The following is a 24425-nucleotide window of genomic DNA, read 5'->3' on the forward strand; positions in this document are numbered from 1 at the left end:
TTTCGAATCTAAAGTACAAAAAGTTTTAGGGGTGTAGCTCCAATTGGCAGAGCAGCGGATTCCAAATCCGCGTGTTGGGAGTTCGAATCTCTCCACCCCTGCCATATACGAAGCCTCAGCAGAAATGCTGAGGCTTTTTTACATCTGTTGCTTCTACGAAGCAATGTTGGGAGCTGGATCTCCAGCCCGGTCTAATCTCCGGAGTGCCGGCCCAGTCCACCCCTGCCATATTTAAGGCTCTAGCAGAAATGCTAGAGCCTTTTTGCTTTTTACCGGTCTAAATTCCAGTCAATTATTCCCTCGTTCCGCTCATTCTGATGAGGTAATGTAAGTGCTTACTTATCTCAGCCTCTTTTATTAATAGCCAAAGCACGAACTTCATTTCTTTATGAGAATTATTCTCAATATTTTGTTACATTTTGGTCGTTACTACTAAAAGGCTGCAAATATGGATATCTCTCGTCGTAAATTTATTCAATCATCTCTCGCTATATCTGCACTCACAGTTCTCCCTGCTTGTTCTATGAAGCGATCGGTTGATGAGAAGGGAGGGTATGTTTATGACTTAACTGCTGAGCCTTCGACTGCTGAAATTGTACCAGGGTTTACTACTAACGTTTTGGGGTTCAATGGTCAGATCCCTGCGCCAACAATTCGTTGTCGACAGGGCGAAAAAGTTACGATTCGCTTCACCAATAAACTATCAGAACCAACCACAATTCATTGGCATGGATTAAGAATCCCTATCGAAATGGATGGTGTGCCTTTCTTGAGCCAGCCACCAATTATGCCCGGTGAAACGTTCGTCTATGAATTTACGCCACCGGACGCGGGTACGTTCTGGTACCACCCGCACATGAACAGCATTAAACAACTTGGTATGGGCTTGGTCGGCCTAATTGTTGTTGAAGAGAGTGCTCCAGTTCAGTTCGATGAAGAGCATGCTTTGATGCTTAAACACTGGCATCTCGATAAGCAAGGTCAGTGGAAGGACTTAATGATCCCGCGTCTTAGCGCTCGTATGGGCACTCCAGGAGAGTGGAGTAGTGTTAATGGAGTACATGAGCCTACTTATCTGTTAAAGCAGCACGCAACGACTAGGCTTCGTATAGCCAATGTCGATAATACAATCACCTATCCTATCGCTGTTGAAGGTGCTGTGGCATGGGTTATTGCTATAGATGGCAACCCAGTAAAGACACCTTACAAGTTGACTGAACATAAAATCGGTCCAGGTATGCGAGTTGATATAGGACTGATTGCTCCAAAGGCTGGCAAGCGAGTGAATGTTCTGCAAATGAAGGGACGTTTTCCTTTTTCCTTGTGTCAATTTGAGGTCGTAGATTCCACGCTCATAGAAGGCAAAGCACTTCCTTTGTTGCCTCTGAATCCAGTACCTAAGTTAGATCTCGCGAATGCAGAAGAGATCGATTTTGTGTTTGAGTGGGAAGGGGCGGTGTCGCCGGTTTCTAAAGATGGGAAATCCATGCCTAAGTTTTGGCTGACAAATAAAAGAGCCTGGGAAGGAATGAGTAAAGATAATATTCCAGCTCCACTCGCTACATTAGAGTTAGGTAAAACCTATATATTCGATCTTAAGAATGTTACCCAATACCATCATCCAATCCATATTCATGGTCATACGTTCACGGTACTTGAGTTAGATGGCAAAAAGATTGAAGAACCTTTTCATACAGATACCGTGTTACTTGGAAAGAACGGTCGAGCTAAAGCGGCATTTGTGGCAGATAACCCCGGACGTTGGATGTATCACTGTCATGTGATTGAACATATGAAAACAGGACTGATGGGTTATATCGAAGTTAAGTGACACCTGTAACGTTTAATATTTGCGCATACATTCTTAGTTTCCACCCTCGCTTTTATCGGCGTTAAAGCTAGAATATAGGGATTATTGTTTGGGAGGATTCATGGGTCAGTTATCTATTCTTGGTTTTATCGCTATTGGTGGCGCTTTTGGTGCTTGTTCACGTTATCTGATTTCCGAGTTATGCGTAGTGATGTTAGGACGAGGTTTTCCTTATGGTACGCTAACTGTTAACGTGATTGGCTCTTTGATTATGGGATTACTGATCGCCGCGTTCGAAAATGAGATGGTTGCAACTGAACCATGGAGACAGATTATTGGCTTGGGCTTCCTTGGTGCCTTGACTACATTCTCCACTTTTTCGATGGATAACGTGCTTCTTATGCAGCAAGGCGCATTTTTCAAGATGGGGCTTAATGTGCTGCTTAATGTAGTACTCAGTATTTCAGCCGCATGGATCGGCTTCCAACTTTTGATAAAGTCTTAAAACTTTCTTACGATTTGTTAACAACTCGGCTTGGTTTATCCAAGTCGTTTTTATATACTCGATCGTACTTGTCGGAGTGCCATATGGCTGAGACCGTTAACTCGGGATCCGTTGAACCTGATCAGGCTAATACCTGCGAAGGGAACAAGAGTAGATATCTAACTAGAATCCCTCTAGAGATCTATCACCAGATCACAACTGTATTTCTTACCGTGATCCCTCTTGTAGCATCAATCCGTCAAGCATTTTTATCCCAATAAATAATGGCTAAAAGCCAAGGAAAAATGCTATGTCGAGTCGTAAACAAGCAAGACTGGAAGCGAAGAATTTCATCGATTCTTTATCAGTACAACCTTATCCAAATTCAAAGAAAGCTTACATCCAAGGTTCTCGAGAGGACATTCAAGTCCCAGTTCGAGAGATATCACTCGCTGATAGCCTTGTTGGTGGTACCAAAAAAGAGCCTGTATTTGAACCTAATGCTCCTATTCACGTCTATGACACCTCCGGTGTTTATACCGACCCAACGCACGAGATAGACCTTTATAACGGCCTTCCAAAGCTAAGAGAGCAGTGGATCGAAGAGCGTGGTGATACTGAGCTATTAGATGATGTTAGCTCTGTGTATACCAAAGAGCGCCTAGAGGACGAAACCTTAGACGAGCTTCGTTACGGAAACCTGCCTAGAATTCGTCGTGCGACTGGCGAGCAATGTGTGACTCAGTTGCACTATGCTCGTAAGGGGATTATTACCCCTGAGATGGAATACATTGCGATTCGCGAGAATATGGGGCGTCAGGAGTTCGCAGATGAGCAACTGAACCATCAACACCCTGGTCATAACTTTGGCGCAAACCTACCGAAAGAAATTACCCCTGAGTTCGTGCGTAAAGAGGTTGCTGAAGGTCGAGCAATTATCCCTTCAAACATCAACCACCCAGAATCAGAACCTATGATTATTGGCCGAAACTTCTTAGTGAAGGTGAACGCCAATATCGGTAACTCTTCGGTAAGCTCTTCGATTGAAGAAGAAGTTGAGAAGTTAGTTTGGTCAACCCGCTGGGGCGGCGACACTGTGATGGACTTGTCGACTGGTCGAAATATTCACGAAACACGAGAGTGGATTCTACGTAATAGCCCAGTGCCAATTGGTACGGTTCCTATGTACCAAGCACTTGAGAAAGTGAACGGTGTGGCTGAAGACCTTAACTGGGAAGTGATGCGTGACACCTTAATTGAGCAAGCAGAGCAGGGCGTTGATTACTTCACTATCCACGCAGGTTTGCTTCTTCGTTACGTACCTATGACGGCTAAACGTGTGACTGGCATTGTCTCTCGTGGTGGTTCTATCATTGCTAAATGGTGTCTTGCTCATCACCAAGAAAGCTTTCTATTCACCCACTTCCGCGAGATTTGTGAGATCTGTGCGAAGTACGATGTAGCACTTTCATTAGGTGATGGCCTGCGTCCGGGCTCTATTGCTGATGCCAATGACGAGGCGCAATTTGCTGAACTTCGCACCTTAGGTGAACTGACGAAAGTGGCGTGGGAATATGACGTACAGGTGATAATTGAAGGCCCTGGACACGTTCCGATGCACATGATCAAAGAGAATATGGATGAACAACTAGAGCATTGTCATGAAGCGCCTTTCTATACATTAGGCCCGCTGACTACAGACATTGCCCCTGGTTACGACCATATCACCTCTGGTATTGGTGCCGCGATGATCGGTTGGTATGGCTGTGCGATGCTTTGTTACGTGACCCCAAAAGAGCACTTAGGCTTGCCAAATAAAGAGGATGTTAAGACTGGCTTGATTACTTACAAGCTAGCGGCGCACGCTGCTGACTTGGCAAAAGGGCATCCAGGAGCACAAATCCGCGATAATGCGCTTTCAAAAGCGCGCTTCGAATTCCGTTGGGAAGACCAATTTAATCTAGCACTAGACCCTGATACAGCCCGTTCTTTCCATGATGAAACCTTGCCACAAGAATCAGGTAAGGTCGCACATTTCTGTTCTATGTGTGGACCTAAATTCTGTTCGATGAAGATTTCTCAGGAAGTGAGAGAGTATGCTAAAGACACAGAACAAGTAGCCGCTGATCAGGCTATCGAGATCAAGATGCTAGACAATCCGCTGGAAGGGATGCGTCAAAAATCACAAGAATTCCGTGATACTGGCTCAGAGCTTTACCACCCAGCCGTTGGTGCGAAAGAAGCCCAACTAGAGGAATAATGACAGTGAAAATTCTGATCCCATCTCAATATATTGAGTTAACGGGAGAGGTTCAACACTGTCTACTGGTTGCTAAGCGACAAGGCTTAGCAACTGATGCAGTTGAGTTGGGTGTCAGCCCAACTCAATACTTCTCTATCGTTGATTCTCAACACTCACTTACTATTGGCTTTGCTTCTGATGTCGTATCAGTTGAAGCGGAGCAGCTAGGCTCGCTTGACCATATTGTGAGTTATGACGAGCCGTTATCGCTGGCAGATGTTCGCGATGCTTTAGCGCAATACCCTAATACGATATACGTTGGGGTAACCAATGACGCTGCCGTGTTAGATATTTGGTCACACTTAAACGCTAATCGAGCTATTAAAAGTATTAACCCCGATCATAAAGCCATAGATAGCTGCCATCACTTTGCGTGGCTACTAATGCTATTGGCTCTAGATTTTCCATTAGAAGATGCACTGGTTCTCGCACGCGCTGCGTCTAATGTTTCACGTGGAACATGGCCAAGCCACTACCAAGAGTTTCCAACTCCGGTTTTAGAAGACAAGCGTTTAGGCATTAGTGTTGGCTGGGCCCATCAAGGAACGTCACTTTCATTCCCTGATTTGACTAAGAAAAGCCTCGGGCTGTACCCAGTTGTAGATGATGTTGATTGGATTGAAAAGCTCCTTAAGCTTGGAATCAATACGGTACAATTGCGAATTAAGAACCCTCAGCAAGCTGACTTAGAGCAACAAGTCGCACGTTCGATCGAACTTGGTCGAGAACATAACGCTCAGGTTTTTATCAATGACTATTGGCAACTTGCACTCAAACATGGCGCTTTTGGTGTTCACTTGGGACAAGAGGATATTGAAGAATCGAACCTTTCCCAACTGAGCCAAGCGGGTATTAATATCGGCCTATCGACACATGGATACTATGAGTTGTTACGCATCGTTCAAATCAACCCAAGTTACATTGCGTTAGGACATATCTTCCCAACTACCACAAAACAGATGCCATCAAAGCCGCAAGGTCTAGTGCGTTTAGCTCTTTACCAGCAGCTTATCGATACCATTCCATACAGTGAAGAGCTTGTCGGTTATCCGACTGTGGCTATTGGCGGGATTGACCAATCGACGGCAGAGCAGGTATGGGATTGTGGTGTCTCGAGCCTCGCGGTAGTGCGTGCAATTACGTTGGCGGAAGATCCAAAAGCGGTTATTGAGTTTTTCGAAGCTCTTATGAATGGCAACTCTTCAACCTTTACTGAAGAGGTTCGTCAGGAGTTAAGCCATGCTGAGTGACTTTGAATTTGTACGCTATCAACGCCAAATCGCATTGCCTGAAATTGGTGAACAAGGACAACGAAATCTACTAAACGGTCATGTGTTAGTGATTGGTTGTGGTGGTTTGGGGAATGCTGCGGCTCTTTATCTAGCAGCGTCTGGCATCGGCAAAATCGTGTTGGTTGATGATGATTGTGTCGACTCATCCAATCTACAACGACAGGTCGCGTTCAAAGAAAGCGATCTTGGTACAGCTAAAGTCGATGCATTGAAACTACAACTGAGTGAGCTAAATGGTAGAAGCCAAGTTAGGACCATCAACAAGCGAATGGCCGAAAGCCAGTTAAAGCTTGAAGTGATGCTAGCTGATGTTGTGTTGGACTGTACCGACAACTTCGCCACACGCCAGCAAGTTAACCAAGCGTGTTTCGAGGCTAACACACCATTGATATCAGGTTCCGCAATTGGTTGGAAAGGTCAGTTTATTGTCTTCGATTATCAAAACCAGCAGGGCTGTTACCACTGTCTTTTCCCGTTTGACCACCATCCACAAACAGCGCGTTGTAGTGATAGTGGCATCATTGGGCCTGTAGTCGGGACTATAGGAAACCTCCAAGCTCTTGCTGCTCTTCAGCGCATTAGCAGTGGCGAGTTTCAAGTGGTGACACATCAGCTCAAGCTGTTCGACGGTAAGACTATGAACTGGCAAAACCTAACGGTTACGCAAGATATCGAATGTCCGGTGTGCAATTCGTCAGTGACCAATAATTTAGAAGAAGAAGCACTATGAGCAACATCACTATTTCAATAAACGAGCAACCAGAGCTGGTCGCGCAATCATCTTCTCTTGCAGATATTATTCATTCGCTTTCGCTACCTGACTTAGGGTGTGTATTCGCTATCAATAACGCGGTTGTCCCGCGTAGCCAGTGGCAACAAACCATCGTCAATGAAGGCGATTCTATCTCTCTTTTTCAAGCTATTGCAGGGGGCTAACCATGTTAACCATCGCAGATAAAACATTCCAATCACGACTGTTCACTGGCACAGGCAAGTTCGCCAATAAGCATTTGATGGCGAGTGCTATCGAAGCTTCAGGTTCTCAACTGGCAACCATGGCACTGAAGAGAGTCGATATTCGTTCTGAGCAAGACGATATTTTACAGCCCATTATTGATGCCGGCGTAAATCTACTTCCGAATACCTCTGGGGCTAAGAACGCGAAGGATGCCATCTTTGCTGCGCACTTGGCTCGCGAAGCTCTAGGCACAAATTGGCTCAAACTGGAAATTCACCCAGATCCAAAGTACTTGATGCCAGACCCAATTGAGACATTAAAAGCGGCTGAGCAACTGGTGAAAGATGGCTTTGTTGTGTTGCCTTACTGTCATGCTGACCCGGTGTTGTGTAAACGATTGGAAGAGGTGGGTTGTGCTGCGGTTATGCCGCTAGGTGCGCCGATTGGGTCGAACAAAGGTATCGCTTCGGCGGACTTTTTAGAGATTATTATCGACCAAGCGAACGTCCCTGTGATTGTAGATGCGGGCATTGGTGCTCCATCACATGCGGCGCGTGCAATGGAGATGGGTGCTGACGCTGTGTTAATTAATACTGCGATTGCTGCTTCTCAACAGCCAGTTGAAATGGCGATTGCCTTTAAGTTGGCAGTGGAAGCGGGGCGTATGGCTTACCTTGCAGGTCTCGCTGGTCAGGTATCTCATGCGGTTGCTTCCAGCCCGTTAACCTCATTCCTAGACGAGTAGTATTGCCATGACGTTTGTTGATCGATTTAAACAACTCAACTGGGATGACATTGGTATGTCGATCTTCAGTAAAACGGCAGCGGATGTTGAACGTGCTCTGAGTAAACCCAAACGCGACTTAGAAGACTTTAAGGCTTTGATCTCTCCAGCGGCAGAATCTTACTTAGAGCAGATGGCGCAACAATCGTTGGCACTCACACGCAAGCGATTCGGCAATACAATGTCGTTGTATATTCCATTGTACCTTTCAAACCTATGTGCGAATGCGTGCACGTATTGTGGCTTCTCAATGGAGAACCGTATTAAGCGTCGCACACTTACTTTGGATGAAATCGATGCTGAAAGTGCCGCTATCAAAAAGATGAAGTTTGATAGTGTACTGTTGGTGACTGGTGAACATGAAACTAAGGTCGGGATGAAGTACTTCCGTGAAGTGCTACCAAATATTAAGGCACAATTTAACTATCTTGCGATGGAAGTGCAGCCGCTTGATCAAGATGACTACGCAGAGCTCAAAACTCTTGGATTAGATGCGGTGATGGTTTACCAAGAAACCTATAGCCCAAGTACCTACGCTGAACACCACTTGCGTGGTAACAAAATGGATTTTGAATACCGGCTCGAAACGCCAGATCGCCTGGCAAAAGCGGGTATTGATAAGATAGGTATTGGCGCTTTGATTGGCTTGGAAGATTGGCGTACCGACTGTTTCTTCGTGGCCGCTCACTTAGATTATCTTGAGCGTACTTATTGGCAAACACGTTACTCGATTTCATTCCCACGTCTTCGTCCGTGTGAGGGTGGTTTGCAGCCTAAATCGATTATGAGTGATAAGCAGTTGGTACAACTTATCTGTGCCTATCGATTATTAAACCCTGAAGTTGAGTTGTCTCTTTCGACTCGTGAGTCAGCAACGTTCCGCGATAACGTGTTGCCATTAGGTATCACTAGCATGTCGGCCGCGTCAAAAACTCAACCTGGTGGTTATGCTTCAGGTGAGGAAGAGCTTGAGCAGTTCGAGATAAGTGATGAAAGAAGCGCAGCCGATGTTGAGGCTATGATTCGTCAACGTGGGTTTGACCCGGTATGGCGAGATTGGCATAGCGCTTACTCAGGCTAACTAATACCAATCTAAATAAGTATCTGGACATTCTTGCTAGTTAAAATCGCTGATAGCATCGTTATAGATTTTGTAGGTAGGCCAACTAGCTAGCTGCAATCTATGCCTTGCTCTAAGCGATTTTTCCTGCGCAATTATTTGATCACCTACTTATCTAGTTTGGTATAACATCTTGGCCAATGTTCCACGTGAAACATCAGTGATGTGAAAGCGACAAATAAAAACGGCTACCTAAAGGTAGCCGTTTTCTTATCTAACTTAGCTAAACTGGTTTGACTAAGTTGCCTATCTATTTTGGCATTAAGCGTGAGCTAGTGGCGTTGTTGCTTGGCGTAGCCACTCTAACGTATCACCTTCAACTAGTGGGCTAACATCGTTCCACACCTTTTGGTGGTAATCGTTTAGCCATGCAAGTTCCGGACGTGTCAGTAGATCGACGCTGATGTTGCGCTTGTCGATAGGGCAACGTGTTAGCGATTCAAACGTTAGCACTGAGAAGTCACCTTGAGTTGGCAGCTCAACAACCAGTTCTAGGTTTTCGATACGGATACCAAACTCATCAGCACGGTAGTAACCCGGCTCGTTTGATAACACCATGCCTTCAACAAGAGGCACGTCGATTAGCTTCTTAGAGATGCTTTGCGGACCTTCATGAACACTTAGGAAGTGGCCAACACCGTGACCAGTACCGTGGTCATAGTCGAAGCCTTCTGCCCATAAGTGCTGGCGCGCTAGGATATCCAGTTGGAAACCACGAGTACCTTGTGGGAAGCGAGCGCGTGCAATACCGATGTGGCCCTTAAGTGCAAGAGTGAACTGTTGAATCATTTCTTCGCTTGGTTGGCCAATTGCGATAGTACGTGTGATGTCTGTTGTGCCATCTAGGTATTGACCGCCTGAATCGACTAGGTACAGAGTATTCATCTCTAGCTGACCCGGCTCAGGCTGGTTCTCATGGTTGTAGTGACACATGGCTGCGTTTCCGCCTGCCGCTGAAATTGTGTCGAAACTTAGGTCCATTAGTGTTGGATCTTGCTCGCGGAATGACTGTACTTTGTCTGCTAGTACCGCTTCGTTGTGCAGATTACCTTGCGCGACTTCTGCATCAATCCAAGATAGGAATTTTGCCATCGCCACGCCATCACGGATGTGACACGCTTTCATGCCGGCAACTTCTGTTTCGTTCTTAGCGGCTTTTGGCATTAGGCATGGGTCGGCTGCTTCAATGATATGAGCACCGGCGTTTTGGAGAACAAGCGTGTACCAAGCATTGCTTGTGCCTGAATCAACAGACACATTCTTACCTTCTAAAGATTTAAGGCGGGCTTCAAGCTCAGATGGGTGAGAAACACGAATACCATTACCAACGTGCGCTTCAAAGCCTGCAGGGATACGAGCTGGGTCTAAGAAGAAATCGACACTTTCATCGGCGTGAATGATTGCATTAGATAACACAACCGGCAGGCGAGATACGTCTAAACCACGAATGTTGAGTAACCAGCAGATTGAATCCAGCTCAGTAAGGATAGCTGCATCAGCGCCTTTGGCTTTTAGTAGGCTTGCAATTTCTGCGCGTTTGCTTTCACTTGATTGGCCAACGGCATCGGTTGTCATTAGGCGAACATCAGATACTACAGGCTCAGGACGATCAGACCAAAGCTCATCAATCGGGTTTGCCGCTAGTGTTGTGAGTTCTACTTTATCAGCCAGTTTAGCTTGTGCGCCTTTCAACCAAGCCGCCGTATGCATGCGTGGGTCGAATGCAACTTTACTGCCTTGTGCGAGTGAATTGATGATCCAATCTAAAGCCGGTTCTTCAATAAGATGGCGATACTCAAATAGCTCACCAGGTACTTGTTTACGAACCTGGACGGTATAGCGACCATCAACAAAAATAGCCGCGTTTTCGCGAGTGATAACAGCCGCACCTGCAGAGCCAGTGAAACCGGTTAGCCAGTGAAGTCGCTCGTTATGAGCTGGAACGTATTCACCTAAGTACTCGTCTTCATGTGGAATGATAACAGCATCTAAGTGGTTTGCTTCAAGCCAAGCTCGAACCGCAGTAACGCGTTCCGCAGTGATATTGTGCATCTGTGTTTATCCTTATTGTGAGGGTCCTTGTTAACACTCACAGCCGATATACCTGTGAGGGGACTTATTAGGTCAATAAGCTAGCGCTTTTGTTCGTTTGCTGCAAACGCTGTACGCCATTTTTATCTAAGGTGCAGAGTTTTTTCTTTGATGATATCTCGCAGCCAAGTTAAGGCTGGGTCGTTTTCTCTATCACGGTGCCAAAACAGAGTGTATGCCATTGGTGGAAACTCCATTGGCAGAGGTACAACGACTAAGTCGAGCTGCTTCGCAACCAGATGTGTGAAGTGGCTTGGTGCGGTAAATACAAAGTCGGTGTAGGTACATAGGCTCGCCGCGCTGTTGAAGTCGGGCACTGAGATAGCGATGTCGCGTTGATGGCCGAGGTCTGCCAACTTGTAGTCGAGTAGCCAGCGATCGTTACCGTCACACCTTACTTGAACATGGCGCTGTGCCAGATAGGTTCCCAGATCCCATTGACCACTCAGAGCGGGGTGGTTGCGCCTCAATACACACATCTGTGCATCTCGGTAGATCTCTTGTTCGCAAATATCATCTGGTGGCAGCATGGTCAGGCGGGCATCATTGATGTCAATGTCTTTGCCTGTAAGGCCGATATCTAACTCACCAAGTTGTAACTTCTTAAAGGTTTGTTCTGTCCAAGCGTGGGTGTTGATATTCACCTTCGGCGCTTGGCGAAAGATCGCAGGTAAGAAGTGAGGAAGAATCAACGGGTAGACACTTTCCACTGCTGCAATATGAAAACTGTGGTCACTATTGTTGGGAATGAACGTCTCAGGTTGGGTAAGCAGATCAAGTTGATTGATCAGTGTTTCCAACCGTGGTTTTAGGAATACGGCTTTGGGTGTTGGGCGTAGGCCGTGTGCACTTCGCGTAAAAAGAGGGTCATTAAATTGTTCGCGAAGTTTGGCCAATGATTTACTCACGGCTGACTGGCTCAGGCACAATCGATGTGCAGTGCGTGTAACACTCAGCTCTTCCATTAGCACCTGCAAGCAAACTAGTAGATTGAGGTCGAGGCGCGATAGTTTCTCGATATTCATGTGAGTTTCCTTATTGGAATAGTGCTAATGATTATATGCCATTTTTGTTCATATCTTTAGTTGGTTATTATGCACCTAAATTAACTCATCCGGAGAATCTTGTGCCTTCTAACGCGCTTCCAACCCCTAGTAAACTGCAGGTTGCTTTATTGGCAATGCTGGTTCTTTTTAGCCCTTTGGCTATTGATATCTACCTGCCAGCTCTGCCACAGATTTCGACAGCGTTTCACGTGGAACATGCACTAGCACAAGATACGATCACTTGGTTTTTGTTTGCTATGGGTGTCGGCCAACTATTTGCCGGCCCTTTGGCGGATAAGCTGGGACGTCGAACCGTTGCATTGGGAGGTGTTAGTATCTATGCATTGAGTGCTTGCTTGGCGTGGGCAGCTCAATCGATTGATATGATGCTAATAGCTCGGCTGCTACAAGGCTTAGGAGCTTGTGCGACTTCTGTAGCTGCCTTTGCAACGGTTCGCGATCTATTTGGTCCAGAGAAGAGTGGCCGAATGATCAGCTACCTTAATGGTGCTATTTGCTTTATTCCTGCATTGGCACCGATTCTTGGCGCTTGGTTAACTCATCAATTTGGCTGGCGTTCGAACTTCAGCTTTATGGCGGGTTTTGCCGTCGTTGTCGGTACTATCTTATTCTTCCAAATGAAAGAATCGAACCCGGTGACGGAAAAGGTAGCGGTGTTCAAACTAGAGCGCTACTGGTCAGTATTAAAAACACCTTCATTCCTATTCCACGCAACTCTATGTTTGATGGCGATGGCAGTGATCCTCGCCTATGTAACCTCAGCACCGGTTGTGTTGATGGAGAACCTTGGCTTAACCATGAAAGAGTTTACCTTCTGGTTCGGAGTGAATGCAGCGATTAACATCGCAGCTGCGTTTACGGCTCCTAAATTTATGGACCGCTTTGGTACCTATAAAGCACTGGTTGTTGGTATCTCAATGCTAGGTTTGGCGGGCGTGATTATGTTGGTGCTTGCAGAGCATGCGACTCCAATCGCATTCATGCTTCCTATCTTCTTATCATCTGTTGGCTTTGCTTGGATTCTAGGTGCGGCAGCAGGTAAAGCGTTGGAACCATTTGGTGACCGTGCGGGTACAGCCGCAGCGCTATTAGGCTTATTCCAAATGAGTGGTTCGGGCTTACTTGTTGGCACCATGCAGCGTCTTGATTTAACGTCACAGGAGATGATCGCGCTACAAATGTTCCTGATTGTTCCTGCGCTATTCGTGTTGGCGAGCAAGTCTGGTAAGTCGTGGCATGCAACGTTTGCCAAGGCATAAGCAATAAGGGTGACAAAATAGACAAATGGCAGTTTGCGAAACGTTAAAACATGGTATATTTGTCACTCATTGAAACGTAAGTCCCCAACGGAAAAATACTGTAATGTCATTAACAACCTACGAAATGGCGCGCGTCTTAGAACAAATGGAAGATGCACCTGAAAAGGTCATGTTTGGTAAACTGCTTAAAGAGCTGGGCAACCAAAGTGAAGAGCGTATTCGCAGTGCGGCAAAACAAGTTCCAATCGATACTTTGCGAGATATCATTTACCAATTTCAGCGTGTGGTAGAGTCTCGTAAAGGTGAACAGGTTCAGTTACTAGCAAAAGAGCTAGCAGAGCAAGGTATCTCGGCTGAAGAGCTTCAAGCTTTTCTAGAAAAGTAAGCTTACCCCAGTTAAAAAGAAACCACTCAATTGAGTGGTTTTTTGCGTTTGGGGCGGTCGATCTTTTAGTTAGCCTCTAAATTGCACCTTCAAAACTCTATCTAATGAAAACGGTCCAGCACCCCATACGATGACGATAAGAATCATCAATCCCCATAGTTGGTGATCGTAGAAGCCTTGGTCCCATAATACCGGGTAAGAGACGACGGCAATAATGTTGAAAACAAAAAGCGCAGCGGCCATCGGGCGTGTTAACAAACCAAGCGCTAAGAATACCGGTAGAATCAATTCAGCAGCTGTCCCCATGTAGGCCGCTAATTCCCACGGCAATAGCGGCACCTGATATTCCAATTCAAACAAGTAGAGGGTGCTATCCCAGGTCGCTATCTTGGTCAGCCCAGAATTGAAGAATACCCACGCCACCCAAAGGCGACAGAAAAGAAGTAGCACTGGGACGAAAAGTGCCTGAGATTTCTCAATCAAATTGTCGTATTGAGCCATCATGTTTGTGACTGTGTTGTTATCCATATTATGTCTCCAATTCATCATTGATTGAAAAACCTGAGATGACGTTGAGCGCCATGACAGCATTCAGATGTTGCAGTAGTGAAGGCGTTACTTCTCCAAGTGCTTTACCAGATTGAAGCTCAATCAGCAGTTGGTGGCACTCCTCAGCTAGGTTATGGCATTCGAGCTGTGAATTCTCGACTCGGATTACTATCCCAAACTCTGCGTGATTGATGTCTAACCCTTCCAGTTGCTGTTGGTAGATAGCGTGTTCAAGCGCTATTACGGCATAGCAAGAATCGAATAGTGTTACCGAATCCTTGAGGTGAAAAACCAAGGTGCCTTGCTGCTCTTGTGGCACTGAAGATAAACAAGAGAGAGGCTGTTGATTCGGCGGAGTTGCACACGCGTGTCTCGCTAAACTGTCCTTTTGCCATTCATACCGTGCCACTTCACTAAGGTAAGGCGCTGCCTCCATAACGGCAGGAAAGGCTTGTATGGTTTGTTCGAAGTGCTCGCCATAACCACTGACATCTCCAGAGGTCGATGGGTAACTAAGAACATGTTGACGTGCCATTTGTTGGAAGCACTCCTCACCAACTAACATCTCAGTCAGTGGGTAAGTTGCAGCGAGAACTTCGCTTAAGCTAATCACAAAGTTATTGCGATAAATTTGGATGCGTTGCTGATCGCTAAAATGATCGCTCACGATGTCGCAGTGCTCGCCGTCATTTTGATATCGCAGGGCATTAGCAAATTCGGATTGAACATCCGCTAGGGAGTAGCTCATGAGGCGCGACTCCTTTGATTGTCATGTTGATACAGTTTTTCACTGGCTTTGGCAGCCTCTGCCAATAGAATGTGTGGCTCTGGGATATCTAAATCCCACTCAATCAAGGTGTGGCGAGAACCATGTTTCTCTATCCACTGAGTGTAAAGTTGCCACACTTCATCACAGACGGGTTTGCTGTGCGTGTCTATCCAAATTTCACCTTGCTCGAGCTTCTTTTTGGTAAAACCTGCCAAGTGAATCTCTTCCACTTGGTTTGCTGGTATGCCATTGAGGTACTCTTCACAGCTGAAGCCATGATTAAACGATGAGACGAAAATATTATTGAAATCGAGCAGTAGGCGACACTCGGTGCGCTTTTGTACCTCAGCCAAAAACTCCCATTCTGGAATCGTTGAATGCTTGAAAGCGAGGTAGCTTGACGGGTTCTCAATTAACATTGGACGTTGCAAACTGTCTTGAACCTCGCTTACGTTACGGCAGAAGACGTCCAACGCTTCTTCGGTATAAGGTAGTGGTAGCAGGTCATTGAAGTAGTGACCGCCAGTTTGGCTCCAACTCAAATGATCAGAGACCAAGAAAGGTTCGATATCATCAATAAGTGTTTTGAGTTGCAGTAAGTGCTGTTGGTTGATTCGTTCAACAGAACCAAGAGACAACCCGACCCCATGACAGCTTATGTGGTGATGATTGCGAATCTCTCGGAGTTGTTGGCGCTGTGAAGAATGGGGTAAGAAGTAGTTTTCGCTGTGAACCTCTAACCAACTTACCAAATCAGAATTCTGGCTGAAGAAATCTAAGTGCGGTGTTCTAAGGCCAACCCCTGCGTTGGGGTGAAGAGTTTGAGTCACAACGATTCTCCTAATGGGTAGTGGAGGTGAGCTGGTATTCAGCTCACCATACTGAGTGGTTCAGTTATGCCTTCAGGCATTATGATGATTGAGTGCTACCACCAGTTAACTTGCCACATAGTCCTTTAGGAACGACCACGAATGCATCGGATTGGTTGTCTTCTTTTGCTGTACCAGCACATGAACTTGTTTTAGTTGCACAGTCATTTTGGCCAGCTTTTGATACGCCATAGCATTTTTCTTTCGCTGCTGCTTCCGCTGGTGCTGATGTAAGAACGGCACCGCCAAACGCTAGTACACTTGTGATTGCAGCTGTAACAGCAAGATTAGAATTTTTCATAGTCATTCCCTCTAGACTTAATAGTATTTACACATCGCAGGTTAATGAGTTGTTAACTTGCTTACTAAAAAGGATAGGAACAACCCGAAAATAATTTCACAGTATTATAAGTATTATCAAAATCAGTGATGATTTACCTGTTAAGTGTTTGATTAAGTGATGTTATTTTTTGATGGTTTTTTCTTCTTAATATTCTAAACGCAGCCTAGTGTTTAGGTTATAATCAACTTTTATGTATAAATACCCAGTAGTGAGCATATCCAATGATAGATCCTTCGCTTTTACTCGATGGCCTAAACGACAAACAACGTGAGGCGGTCGCAGCACCTTTAGAAAACCTACTTATTCTGGCTGGTGCTGGTAGTGGTAAAACGCGAGTTTTGGTGCATCGTATCGCTTGGCTGCAGAGTGTCGAGCAAGCATCCCCGTTCTCTATAATGTCAGTAACCTTCACCAATAAAGCGGCGGCAGAGATGCGTGGTCGTATTGAAGAGTTGATGATGGGCAGCTCGTCAGGCATGTGGAACGGTACCTTCCATGGTATTTGTCACCGTATTCTGCGTGCTCACTACCTAGATGCAAAATTGCCAGAAGACTTCCAGATCATTGATTCCGATGATCAGATTCGTCTATTACGCCGCTTAATCAAAGCACAAAACCTCGATGAAAAGCAGTGGCCTGCTAAGCAAGCTTCGTGGTGGATCAACGGCAAGAAAGATGAAGGCCTGCGCCCGAACCACATTGATGCCTACCATGATCCAGTAACTCAAACATGGTTAAAGATTTACTCGGCTTATCAAGAAGCGTGTGACCGTGCTGGATTGGTGGACTTCGCGGAGATTTTGCTGAGATCACACGAGCTATTGCGCGACAAGAAACACATTCGTGAGCACTACCAAGCGCGCTTTAAGCATATTTTGGTCGACGAATTCCAAGATACCAACAACATCCAATATGCTTGGCTGCGTATGATGGCTGGCCCTGATTGTCGAGTGATGATCGTAGGTGATGATGATCAATCTATCTATGGCTGGCGTGGTGCAAAAATCGAGAATATTCAGAAGTTCTTGGACGAATTCCCTGGCGCTTCAACGATTCGATTAGAGCAAAACTACCGCTCAACCAAAATCATCTTGCAAGCATCGAACGAGCTTATCTCAAACAACACTGAGCGAATGGGTAAAGAGTTGTGGACCGATGGTAACGATGGTGAGCCAATCTCCGTCTACTCAGCTTACAACGAGCTTGATGAAGCTCGCTTCACGGTAAGTAAGATTAAAGAGTGGCAAGAGAAAGGTGGTGCACTCGAAGATACGGCGATGCTTTATCGTAATAACGCCCAATCTCGTGTTCTGGAAGAAGCGTTGATTCAAGCGGGCTTACCATACCGAATCTACGGTGGTATGCGATTCTTCGAACGTCAGGAGATCAAAGATGCATTGAGCTACCTGCGTTTAATGGGTAACCGTAACGATGATGCCGCTTTTGAACGTGTGGTTAATACGCCAACACGTGGCTTGGGTGACAAGACTCTAGAGACGATTCGATTTGCAGCGCGTGACCGTGGTGCGACGATGTGGCAAGCGAGTATCGCTTTGTTGGAAGAACAAGTACTGCCAGGTCGTGCAGCGGGTGCCTTAAGCCGCTTTATCGAGTTAATTAATGCGCTTGAAGACGACACGTTAGAGCTGAATTTACATGAGCAAACTGACCATGTGATTAAATCTTCAGGTCTATTTGCGATGTACGAGCAAGAGAAAGGCGAGAAATCGAAAGCGCGTATTGAGAACTTGGAAGAATTGGTAACGGCAACTCGTCAGTTCGAGAAGCCAGAAGAAGCCGATGAGATGAGCATGCTAACAGCATTCTTAACGCACGCGGCTTTGGAAGCGGGTGAAGGTCAGGCTGATGAGTTTGATGATGCGGTTCAGCTTATGACTCTACACAGTGCTAAAGGTCTAGAGTTCCCAATGGTATTCATGGTGGGTGTCGAAGAAGGCATGTTCCCAAGCCAGATGTCTGCTGAGGAAGCGGGGCGTTTAGAAGAAGAGCGCCGTCTATGTTACGTAGGCATGACTCGTGCGATGGAGAAACTGTACATCACTTACGCTGAGATGCGCCGTTTGTACGGACAAGACAAATACCACAAACCATCACGCTTTATTCGTGAGTTACCCGAAACCTGTCTGGATGAAGTTCGTATGAAGGCGCAGGTCAGTCGCCCTGCGAGCAGTGGTCGCTTTAGCCAAACTGCAGTCAAAGAGAACTTTAATGAAACAGGCTTTAGCTTAGGTTCTCGCGTGAAGCACCCTAAGTTTGGTGAAGGTACTATCATCAACTTTGAAGGAAGTGGCCCACAGAGCCGAGTGCAAGTCGCGTTTAACGGTGAAGGGATTAAGTGGTTGGTGACGGCTTACGCGCGTTTAGAGCAGCTTTAACTTGTTACTTCGACATCTAATAACCGTTGATTATTGAAAACAAAAAGAGCAGCCAATGGCTGCTCTTTTTTATTGCGTATCGCCTAGGCAGTCGCAATAGATTATTGGGTGGAAGGGAGCTTATAGCGCAGTCAGTGCCGCTTCGTAGTTTGGCTCTTCAGTGATCTCTGCAACCAACTCGCTGTGTGTTACCACACCTTTTTCATCAACAACAACAACCGCACGTGTTGTCAGGCCTGCTAGTGGGCCCTCAGCAATTGCTACGCCGTAGTCAGATGCGAACTCAGGTGAACGGAAAGTCGAAGCGTGTTGAACGCCTTCAATGCCTTCAAGCTCGCAGAAGCGACCTGCAGCAAATGGGAGGTCAGCAGAAATACAAACAACAACTGTGTTCTCAAGTTCAGCCGCTTTTGCGTTGAACGTACGTACGCTCGTTGCACAAGTTGCTGTGTCGATGCTTGGGAAGATGTTTAGAACCACTTTCTTGCCTGCAAGAGAAGCAAGAGTCAGTTCAGAAAGATCGCCTGCAGTTAGTGCAAAGCTTGGTGCCTGCTCGCCAGTTTGTGGGAATGTGCCAGATAACGGTACAGCTGCGCCTTTGAAGGTAACGTGTGACATGAATTTGTCCTTAATTTAATTATGGTTATGAAACTAGTTGATCCTAGTAAGGCTTACGTTACTCGGAAGCGGTTAAGAAGTGAATGATTTAAATGTCAGAATTGTAATTAAGTTGAAGCGTTTCTTAGATTCGAGGAGGGGTGAAAACATCAATCGATAAGAGGCAGATAAAGAAAAACCCCGAGAGCTTGCGCTCATCGGGGTCTATAGTCTTACTCGCAGCAATCCGGCTACTAAGTGTGCTCCATGCATCAAATCCATGATAGTGTGCTGTTATCCTTCAGCGTATTCCTTTCGTCGCCTTCCTAGCGGTGTCCTTGATCTTATCCTGATCTGCCAACAATCCTCGTTAGCGCGCGTCACTTGTTCCTTGAGCGGTGTCCTTTACATCATCCTGATGTTCAGTCCTTTCCTCATCCAGAGGTGTCCATTGTCTTTCCTTAGTAGCAACCATCCTAGTTACTATTGCGTCCATTCAATGTCCATTTCGCTATCCATGCCGATTATTCATCCTGAGTAATCGAATCTTCATCCTGAAGATAACCAAGTCCTTGGCGTTTCCTGTTCCGTGTCAGCATCCTTCCGACACCATCCATACTACCGATTCCTTATTTATCAGCAATGGTGCATAAGCGAATTTCTATATAATTATTTGAACGATAAATGTACGTTTTGTTTTATTTCAACTGGTTACGACATGTTAGTGCTTAAATTCGCAGTTAAATATCGATATTTACTCACTGTCTTGTGAGAGATCTCGCACAAAGCAGTGAGTAAAAAGGGAGTATTTACCCTTATTGGCCGATGGCAGCGCCTTCACGACGAGGGTCTGCTGCACCTTCTAGACCATCTTTTGTGATGCGAATGGCGTGTAACCCCGAGTTAAGATCGCGAATGTTGACCTCAAATCCCATCTTTTCGAGCTCAGGTTTGAAGTTTTCTGCCGATGTTCCTTTTTCCAGATCTAGCGTGCCGAAGCGGTTTAGGAAGTGCGGTTGGTTGATCGCTTGCTGGATATCCATGTCCCATTGGGTATGAGCAATGATCGCTTGTGCTACATAACCTATGATACGGCTACCACCCGGAGAACCAATCGCCATGTAAGGCTTATCGTCTTGCATGATGATAGTCGGTGCCATTGAAGAGCGTGGACGCTTACCTGGTTCAAGTCGGTTTGCGATAGGTGTGCCATCGTTGTGGGTCTTGAACGAGAAGTCGGTCAGTTCGTTGTTGAGTAGGAAGCCTCTTACCATCAAGCGTGAGCCAAATGCATTCTCAATGGTGGTGGTCATCGACACGACATTGCCATCGCTATCGACAATATTGAAGTGGCTGGTGGACGGCAGTTCAATAGACACATCTTGACTGCGTAGCATGGCATGATCCCACGGTGGGGTGCCTGATGGTGCACTGTCTAATGCCTTTCCAGCAGTAATTAGCTGGGCACGTTCCTGCAAATAGTCAGTATTTACTAACCCTTGGGTTGGCATTGGCACGTAATCTTGGTCTGCCATGTACATACCACGGTCTGCAAAGGCTAAACGAGAAGCGTCCGCTAACACTTGCCAAGATTTCGCGTCGTTTGGCCCCCATGATTTCAGATCAAACTGTTCGGTCATCGCTAAGATCTGCCCAACCGTTAATGCACCTGAACTTGGTGGTCCCATGCCGCATATATCGTAACTCTCATAAGCAGAACAAACTGGTTCGCGTTGTTTGATTGAATAGGCGTCGAAGTCTTTTTGTGCTAATACACCCGGATTACCTTTGGCGGTTTGTACCGTGTTGATGATGTCGGCAGAAATCTCACCTTGGTAAAATGCCTTAGCACCATCCTTTGAAATTGCGTTCAATGTTGCAGCATATTCAGGGTTCTTAAGCAGCGTACCCGCGGTTTTTGGGCTGCCATCGGCATTAAAGAAGTAGGCTTTGGTTGTGGCAAAACGGCTTAGTCGTTCTTGGTCGTTTTCAATCAAGGTCGCCAAACGTGGGCTGATGGTAAAACCTTTCTCAGCGAGCTGAGCAATAGGTTTGATCAGCGATGCCCACTCTAGATTGCCGTATTTCTGGTGAGTATCCCACAATAGTTGGACTGTGCCCGGTGTCGCCACAGAGCGACCACCAACCACGGCATCATAAAACCTAAGCGGTTGGCCGTTTTCGTCTTGGAACAGGCGTGGTGTAGCATCAAGTGGTGCGGTTTCACGACCATCGTAGGTTTTAAGTTGTTTGTCTTTTCCATCAAAATAAACAAGGAAGGCGCCACCGCCAATACCTGACGATTGCGGCTCTACTAAGCCAAGCATCAGCTGCACAGCAACCATCGCATCAATGGCATTACCACCACGAGCCAGTACATCGGCACCCGCTTGGGTTGCCAGAGGGTTGGCTGCGGTAACCATCCAGTCGTTAGCTTTTACGAGTTGCTTGGCTTCTAAACCACTACTTTGTTCGGGAGCGACGGAATCGGCAGCTTGATTTGCCCAACTGACATGAGAGGCAAAAAGTAGGGTAGAAGTGGCGAGGGTTGTTAGTTTTGTTTTCCACTGCATGATCTTCTCCTTTTAATATGCAGAGCTAGATTGGCAGTGGAAAGATAAGATAGCCAGTACGTTGTTAACGAATTGTAATCTTGATTCGAATTTAAGCGATTAAACCAGACAGCGACTGCCAAAGAATACTGACGCCAATTAGGCTGAACACAACACCACATAAGCCATCAATGTAGACTGTCGCTTCACTCAGTTTCTTTTGCAGTGCCTTCGTAGAAAGCATCCACGCTAATAGAGAGAACCAGAACAGTGATAGGCCGAATAGGATCAGCAGTGCAAACCCTTTCCCTGAAAGCGACATGTCAGCCGGTACCAAGCTCGACATCAAGCTGATGAAGAACACCAATGCCTTTGGATTAAGAATATTGGTCGCAAAGCCTTTCGAAAATGCCTGACGCTTATTGGTCAGAATCAGATCTTTTGAGTTGACCGTGTCTGTCTCTTCTTCGTGGTGGCTAATGAGTTGCCATGTTGCTTTTAACGCACCAAAGCCGAGATACAGTAAGTAGCTGCCGCCAGCTAATTGCATGAGCGCAAAAAGAGTTGGGTGCTGGTGGACTAGGTAACTGATGCCTGTCAGGCTTAACAATGAATGCAGTAAGATCCCGCAAGAGAGTCCGAGAGCAATGTATAAGCCGGTTTGTCGTCCGTGGCGTGTTGCGTTTTGTACCACAAGTGCAAAGTCAGGGCCTGGGCTCATCAAAGCGATAAAGTGGATAGAGGCGAGGGTGACTAATATGGTGACTTCATTCATATCTGTTCCAATAACGGGGTTGTTCTGCCGAGAGTTGTTGAGCGCAGCTTACCGTGATTTCGATTCTCTCAATTGTAAATTATCAACACTTAGTTAATTTTCGATGGAGAAACACCAAATGCGGTCTTAAATGCCTTTGAGAAATGGGCTTGATCGTAGAAACCCACTTGATGAGCGACCTCAGTTCCGCCGACACCTGATTTAATTAATCGCATGCCTTGCTCCATGCGTAAGCGGCTTAACCATGCATAAGGGGTGATGCCCATTTTGTTCTTAAAATGACGCTGAAATTGAGTCGTTGTCAGGTCGCACAGCTCAGAAAGTTGCTCTAAGCGCACTGGCTGGTCGAGGTTTGCCATTAAATAGTCTTTGAGTGTATTCACTGATTGAGTGCCAAGCTTCACCTGAGTTTTCGATCCAAACTGCGCGTAACGATCAACAATCGTCGAAAAACCTTCGAATGGTAGGCAATCTTGGGCGAGCTGGCTGATGTTTGGATTGATAAGTAGCCCATGAAGGTTACGCAATTGTAAAAAAGTCGCTTGATCGGAGAGGATCAACTTAGAAAAGCTCAAAGCGTGACCATTTTCGCTGTGATCGGCAAGATCGCCAAACCATTGAGGAGAGACAGAAAATACATTCACTTGGTAACCCGATTCGAGCTTTGAATGACCATCATGCAGCTCATCAGGTGGCATCATCACCACTTGTCCGGCACCTGCGTGGTAACTCGTCCCCTTATAGACAAACTTCTGCTGCCCTTGGGTGATTAGGCCGATATGAAAGTCCAAATGATAGTGGCGCTGAAAGGCAAACTCTTGGTATTGAGCTTGGATCAGGCTGATATCTTGGCTAGATGTCGAGTAGTAGTGGACTTTATCCATGGCATAAAAAAGCTTGGTTAAATTATCATCAATTCAACCAAGCTTATCTCTGTATCTATAGATTGTCTTGTAAAAAACGATCAGTGTTAGCTTTTCACTTGCTTACTCTTCTTGTTATTGCGCAGACCGTCGAAGCTGAAGATCACCAGTGCACCCCAAATGAAAGCAAAGGTAATCGCCTTATCCATGGTAAAGGCTTCACCGTAGATCAACACCGCAAGCAAGAACATCAAGCTAGGGCCAATGTATTGGAAGAAGCCCAGTGTCGAAAGCTTGAGTCTGGTTGCTGCACCCGTAAAGCAAAGTAGTGGCAGAGTGGTAATTACCCCCGCAGCGACCAGCAGTAAATTTAGCTGCATTGGATTCGCCAAAAAGTCTGACGTCGCTGTGTCTGCAATGAATAATAAGTAGATTGCCGCCGCTGGCAGCATCACTAAGGTCTCAATGAACAAGCCAGTCTGCGCTTCTAGGTTCACTTTCTTACGGAGTAAGCCATAGAAACCAAAAGAAAAGGCCAGTGCGATAGCGACAACTGGAATCGAACCAAAGGCGATTAACTGGATAAGCACACCGATAGCCGCAAGCGCCACCGCACACCATTGAAGTTTTCTCAGACGTTCACCAAGGAAGAACATTCCAAGCAATACGTTAATCAAAGGGTTGATGTAGTAGCCGAGGCTGGCATCCAGCATATGATTGGCATTGACTGCCCAGATGAAGATCAGCCAGTTGGCCCCCACTAAAAGTGAAGTTGCCACCAAAAACATCATTTTCGGTTTTGAAGTCAAAGTATCGCGCACTTTGCGCCAGCCACGACCAACGTGCAGCAGTAAAGCGAGTAGAAAAAAGGACCATACTACACGGTGGCTCAGGATCTCGAGAGGGGATACTTCACTGAGAGATTTGAAGTATATGGGAGCGATTCCCCACATGGTGTACGCGCCAATCGCAAGCAAGATTCCTTGGCGTGTACGTTGTTGTTCGTCTTGTGTCATGTCACTTTCTCTGGCACAGAGTGCTTATTAATAGGATTTATAAAGAGAGTTGGTCAGTATAGGAGCGTTAACCCTTTTCACCTAACAATTTGCGGTTTAATTCGCCAGCATTCCACTCTACAATGTGCGACTTGCCTGCCGATG

22 protein-coding genes, 1 tRNA gene and 1 riboswitch are annotated in these 24425 nt (G+C 46.1%); of the genes, 12 read left to right on the forward strand and 11 right to left on the reverse strand.

Annotation, left to right across the window (positions count from 1 at the left end):
* Positions 1-27: 27 nt before the first annotated feature.
* From F0228_RS23590 to thiH, 9 genes are all read left to right on the forward strand, one after another.
* A tRNA-Trp gene (locus F0228_RS23590) sits at positions 28-104 on the forward strand.
* Positions 105-448: 344 nt separating this feature from the next.
* Positions 449-1831: a multicopper oxidase family protein gene (locus F0228_RS23595; RefSeq protein ID WP_171731677.1), complete on the forward strand. Its 1383-nt coding sequence runs from the start codon at positions 449-451 to the stop codon at positions 1829-1831.
* A gap of 100 nt (positions 1832-1931) precedes the next feature.
* Entirely contained in the window at positions 1932-2315 is a 384-nt protein-coding gene (crcB, locus tag F0228_RS23600; RefSeq protein WP_004736665.1) for a fluoride efflux transporter CrcB, read from the forward strand.
* Between the two features lie 62 nt (positions 2316-2377).
* A riboswitch (TPP riboswitch) is annotated at positions 2378-2476 on the forward strand.
* Between the two features lie 128 nt (positions 2477-2604).
* On the forward strand, positions 2605-4554 hold the full coding sequence (gene thiC / locus F0228_RS23605; RefSeq protein WP_171731678.1) for a phosphomethylpyrimidine synthase ThiC: 1950 nt from the start codon (positions 2605-2607) through the stop codon (positions 4552-4554).
* Positions 4554-5846 carry a thiamine phosphate synthase gene (locus tag F0228_RS23610; protein ID WP_116869896.1) on the forward strand — a complete coding sequence of 431 codons (1293 nt, stop codon included), beginning with the start codon at positions 4554-4556 and terminating at the stop codon, positions 5844-5846. The genes thiC and F0228_RS23610 overlap by 1 nt, the downstream gene beginning before the upstream one ends.
* Complete coding sequence (locus tag F0228_RS23615; RefSeq protein WP_171762890.1) at positions 5836-6618, forward strand: HesA/MoeB/ThiF family protein; 783 nt, start codon at positions 5836-5838, stop codon at positions 6616-6618. The genes F0228_RS23610 and F0228_RS23615 overlap by 11 nt, the downstream gene beginning before the upstream one ends.
* Positions 6615-6824 carry a sulfur carrier protein ThiS gene (gene thiS / locus F0228_RS23620; protein ID WP_116869898.1) on the forward strand — a complete coding sequence of 70 codons (210 nt, stop codon included), beginning with the start codon at positions 6615-6617 and terminating at the stop codon, positions 6822-6824. The genes F0228_RS23615 and thiS overlap by 4 nt, the downstream gene beginning before the upstream one ends.
* A 2-nt stretch (positions 6825-6826) precedes the next feature.
* Positions 6827-7591: a thiazole synthase gene (locus F0228_RS23625; RefSeq protein ID WP_171762891.1), complete on the forward strand. Its 765-nt coding sequence runs from the start codon at positions 6827-6829 to the stop codon at positions 7589-7591.
* A gap of 7 nt (positions 7592-7598) precedes the next feature.
* Positions 7599-8711 carry a 2-iminoacetate synthase ThiH gene (gene thiH / locus F0228_RS23630; RefSeq protein ID WP_061034302.1) on the forward strand — a complete coding sequence of 371 codons (1113 nt, stop codon included), beginning with the start codon at positions 7599-7601 and terminating at the stop codon, positions 8709-8711.
* Positions 8712-9011: 300 nt separating this feature from the next.
* Here thiH and F0228_RS23635 read toward each other — a convergent pair whose 3' ends face one another.
* Both F0228_RS23635 and F0228_RS23640 read right to left on the reverse strand, forming a co-directional pair.
* On the reverse strand, positions 9012-10802 hold the full coding sequence (locus tag F0228_RS23635; protein ID WP_171762892.1) for an aminopeptidase P family protein: 1791 nt from the start codon (positions 10800-10802) through the stop codon (positions 9012-9014).
* 122 nt (positions 10803-10924) lie between these two features.
* Positions 10925-11866: a LysR substrate-binding domain-containing protein gene (locus F0228_RS23640; RefSeq protein WP_171762893.1), complete on the reverse strand. Its 942-nt coding sequence runs from the start codon at positions 11864-11866 to the stop codon at positions 10925-10927.
* A gap of 101 nt (positions 11867-11967) precedes the next feature.
* Here F0228_RS23640 and F0228_RS23645 point away from each other — a divergent pair, with 101 nt between their 5' ends.
* Positions 11968-13167 (forward strand): multidrug effflux MFS transporter, encoded by a 1200-nt coding sequence (locus F0228_RS23645; protein ID WP_205416594.1) that lies wholly within the window; start codon positions 11968-11970, stop codon positions 13165-13167.
* Positions 13168-13270: 103 nt separating this feature from the next.
* On the forward strand, positions 13271-13552 hold the full coding sequence (locus F0228_RS23650; protein WP_004741210.1) for a hypothetical protein: 282 nt from the start codon (positions 13271-13273) through the stop codon (positions 13550-13552).
* A 69-nt stretch (positions 13553-13621) separates the two neighbouring features.
* Here the strand turns inward: F0228_RS23650 and F0228_RS23655 are convergent, their stop codons facing one another.
* From F0228_RS23655 to F0228_RS23670, 4 genes are all read right to left on the reverse strand, one after another.
* Complete coding sequence (locus tag F0228_RS23655; RefSeq protein WP_171762894.1) at positions 13622-14080, reverse strand: DoxX family protein; 459 nt, start codon at positions 14078-14080, stop codon at positions 13622-13624.
* A gap of 1 nt (position 14081) precedes the next feature.
* Positions 14082-14849: a DNA-binding domain-containing protein gene (locus tag F0228_RS23660; RefSeq protein ID WP_171762895.1), complete on the reverse strand. Its 768-nt coding sequence runs from the start codon at positions 14847-14849 to the stop codon at positions 14082-14084.
* On the reverse strand, positions 14846-15700 hold the full coding sequence (locus F0228_RS23665) for a DUF692 domain-containing protein (RefSeq protein ID WP_171762896.1): 855 nt from the start codon (positions 15698-15700) through the stop codon (positions 14846-14848). The genes F0228_RS23660 and F0228_RS23665 overlap by 4 nt, the downstream gene beginning before the upstream one ends.
* Before the next feature lie 79 nt (positions 15701-15779).
* On the reverse strand, positions 15780-16040 hold the full coding sequence (locus F0228_RS23670; RefSeq protein ID WP_004741206.1) for a DUF2282 domain-containing protein: 261 nt from the start codon (positions 16038-16040) through the stop codon (positions 15780-15782).
* Between the two features lie 263 nt (positions 16041-16303).
* Here F0228_RS23670 and uvrD point away from each other — a divergent pair, with 263 nt between their 5' ends.
* A complete protein-coding gene (uvrD, locus tag F0228_RS23675; protein WP_171762897.1) occupies positions 16304-18478 on the forward strand; it encodes a DNA helicase II in 2175 nt (724 codons plus the stop codon).
* A 120-nt stretch (positions 18479-18598) separates the two neighbouring features.
* Here the strand turns inward: uvrD and tpx are convergent, their stop codons facing one another.
* The 5 genes from tpx to rarD form a co-directional block, all read right to left on the reverse strand.
* Positions 18599-19096 (reverse strand): thiol peroxidase, encoded by a 498-nt coding sequence (tpx, locus tag F0228_RS23680; RefSeq protein ID WP_008221518.1) that lies wholly within the window; start codon positions 19094-19096, stop codon positions 18599-18601.
* Positions 19097-19890: 794 nt separating this feature from the next.
* Positions 19891-21648 (reverse strand): gamma-glutamyltransferase, encoded by a 1758-nt coding sequence (gene ggt, locus F0228_RS23685; protein ID WP_105057886.1) that lies wholly within the window; start codon positions 21646-21648, stop codon positions 19891-19893.
* Between the two features lie 91 nt (positions 21649-21739).
* Positions 21740-22402, reverse strand: a complete 663-nt coding sequence (locus F0228_RS23690) for a LysE family translocator (protein WP_004741201.1) — start codon at positions 22400-22402, stop codon at positions 21740-21742.
* Between the two features lie 89 nt (positions 22403-22491).
* Positions 22492-23286, reverse strand: coding sequence for an AraC family transcriptional regulator (locus F0228_RS23695; RefSeq protein WP_171762898.1), 795 nt, complete (start codon positions 23284-23286; stop codon positions 22492-22494).
* A gap of 86 nt (positions 23287-23372) precedes the next feature.
* Positions 23373-24281 (reverse strand): EamA family transporter RarD, encoded by a 909-nt coding sequence (rarD, locus tag F0228_RS23700; RefSeq protein WP_105057883.1) that lies wholly within the window; start codon positions 24279-24281, stop codon positions 23373-23375.
* Between the last annotated feature and the right edge of the window lie 144 nt (positions 24282-24425).

The organism is Vibrio sp. 99K-1, assembly GCF_013114585.1.
Taxonomy (GTDB): domain Bacteria; phylum Pseudomonadota; class Gammaproteobacteria; order Enterobacterales; family Vibrionaceae; genus Vibrio; species Vibrio chagasii_B.

What these genes read in the sequence shown, in the direction of transcription:
- rarD (WP_105057883.1), bottom strand. Translation starts at nt 24,281, where the DNA reads ATGACACAAGACGAACAACAACGTACACGCCAAGGAATCTTGCTTGCG.
- F0228_RS23625 (WP_171762891.1), top strand. Translation starts at nt 6,827, where the DNA reads ATGTTAACCATCGCAGATAAAACATTCCAATCACGACTGTTCACTGGC.
- thiC (WP_171731678.1), top strand. Translation starts at nt 2,605, where the DNA reads ATGTCGAGTCGTAAACAAGCAAGACTGGAAGCGAAGAATTTCATCGAT.
- F0228_RS23655 (WP_171762894.1), bottom strand. Translation starts at nt 14,080, where the DNA reads ATGGATAACAACACAGTCACAAACATGATGGCTCAATACGACAATTTG.
- F0228_RS23595 (WP_171731677.1), top strand. Translation starts at nt 449, where the DNA reads ATGGATATCTCTCGTCGTAAATTTATTCAATCATCTCTCGCTATATCT.
- F0228_RS23640 (WP_171762893.1), bottom strand. Translation starts at nt 11,866, where the DNA reads ATGAATATCGAGAAACTATCGCGCCTCGACCTCAATCTACTAGTTTGC.
- F0228_RS23660 (WP_171762895.1), bottom strand. Translation starts at nt 14,849, where the DNA reads ATGAGCTACTCCCTAGCGGATGTTCAATCCGAATTTGCTAATGCCCTG.
- ggt (WP_105057886.1), bottom strand. Translation starts at nt 21,648, where the DNA reads ATGCAGTGGAAAACAAAACTAACAACCCTCGCCACTTCTACCCTACTT.
- F0228_RS23670 (WP_004741206.1), bottom strand. Translation starts at nt 16,040, where the DNA reads ATGAAAAATTCTAATCTTGCTGTTACAGCTGCAATCACAAGTGTACTA.
- F0228_RS23635 (WP_171762892.1), bottom strand. Translation starts at nt 10,802, where the DNA reads ATGCACAATATCACTGCGGAACGCGTTACTGCGGTTCGAGCTTGGCTT.
- crcB (WP_004736665.1), top strand. Translation starts at nt 1,932, where the DNA reads ATGGGTCAGTTATCTATTCTTGGTTTTATCGCTATTGGTGGCGCTTTT.
- F0228_RS23610 (WP_116869896.1), top strand. Translation starts at nt 4,554, where the DNA reads ATGACAGTGAAAATTCTGATCCCATCTCAATATATTGAGTTAACGGGA.
- thiH (WP_061034302.1), top strand. Translation starts at nt 7,599, where the DNA reads ATGACGTTTGTTGATCGATTTAAACAACTCAACTGGGATGACATTGGT.
- F0228_RS23695 (WP_171762898.1), bottom strand. Translation starts at nt 23,286, where the DNA reads ATGGATAAAGTCCACTACTACTCGACATCTAGCCAAGATATCAGCCTG.
- uvrD (WP_171762897.1), top strand. Translation starts at nt 16,304, where the DNA reads ATGATAGATCCTTCGCTTTTACTCGATGGCCTAAACGACAAACAACGT.
- thiS (WP_116869898.1), top strand. Translation starts at nt 6,615, where the DNA reads ATGAGCAACATCACTATTTCAATAAACGAGCAACCAGAGCTGGTCGCG.
- F0228_RS23615 (WP_171762890.1), top strand. Translation starts at nt 5,836, where the DNA reads ATGCTGAGTGACTTTGAATTTGTACGCTATCAACGCCAAATCGCATTG.
- tpx (WP_008221518.1), bottom strand. Translation starts at nt 19,096, where the DNA reads ATGTCACACGTTACCTTCAAAGGCGCAGCTGTACCGTTATCTGGCACA.
- F0228_RS23690 (WP_004741201.1), bottom strand. Translation starts at nt 22,402, where the DNA reads ATGAATGAAGTCACCATATTAGTCACCCTCGCCTCTATCCACTTTATC.
- F0228_RS23650 (WP_004741210.1), top strand. Translation starts at nt 13,271, where the DNA reads ATGTCATTAACAACCTACGAAATGGCGCGCGTCTTAGAACAAATGGAA.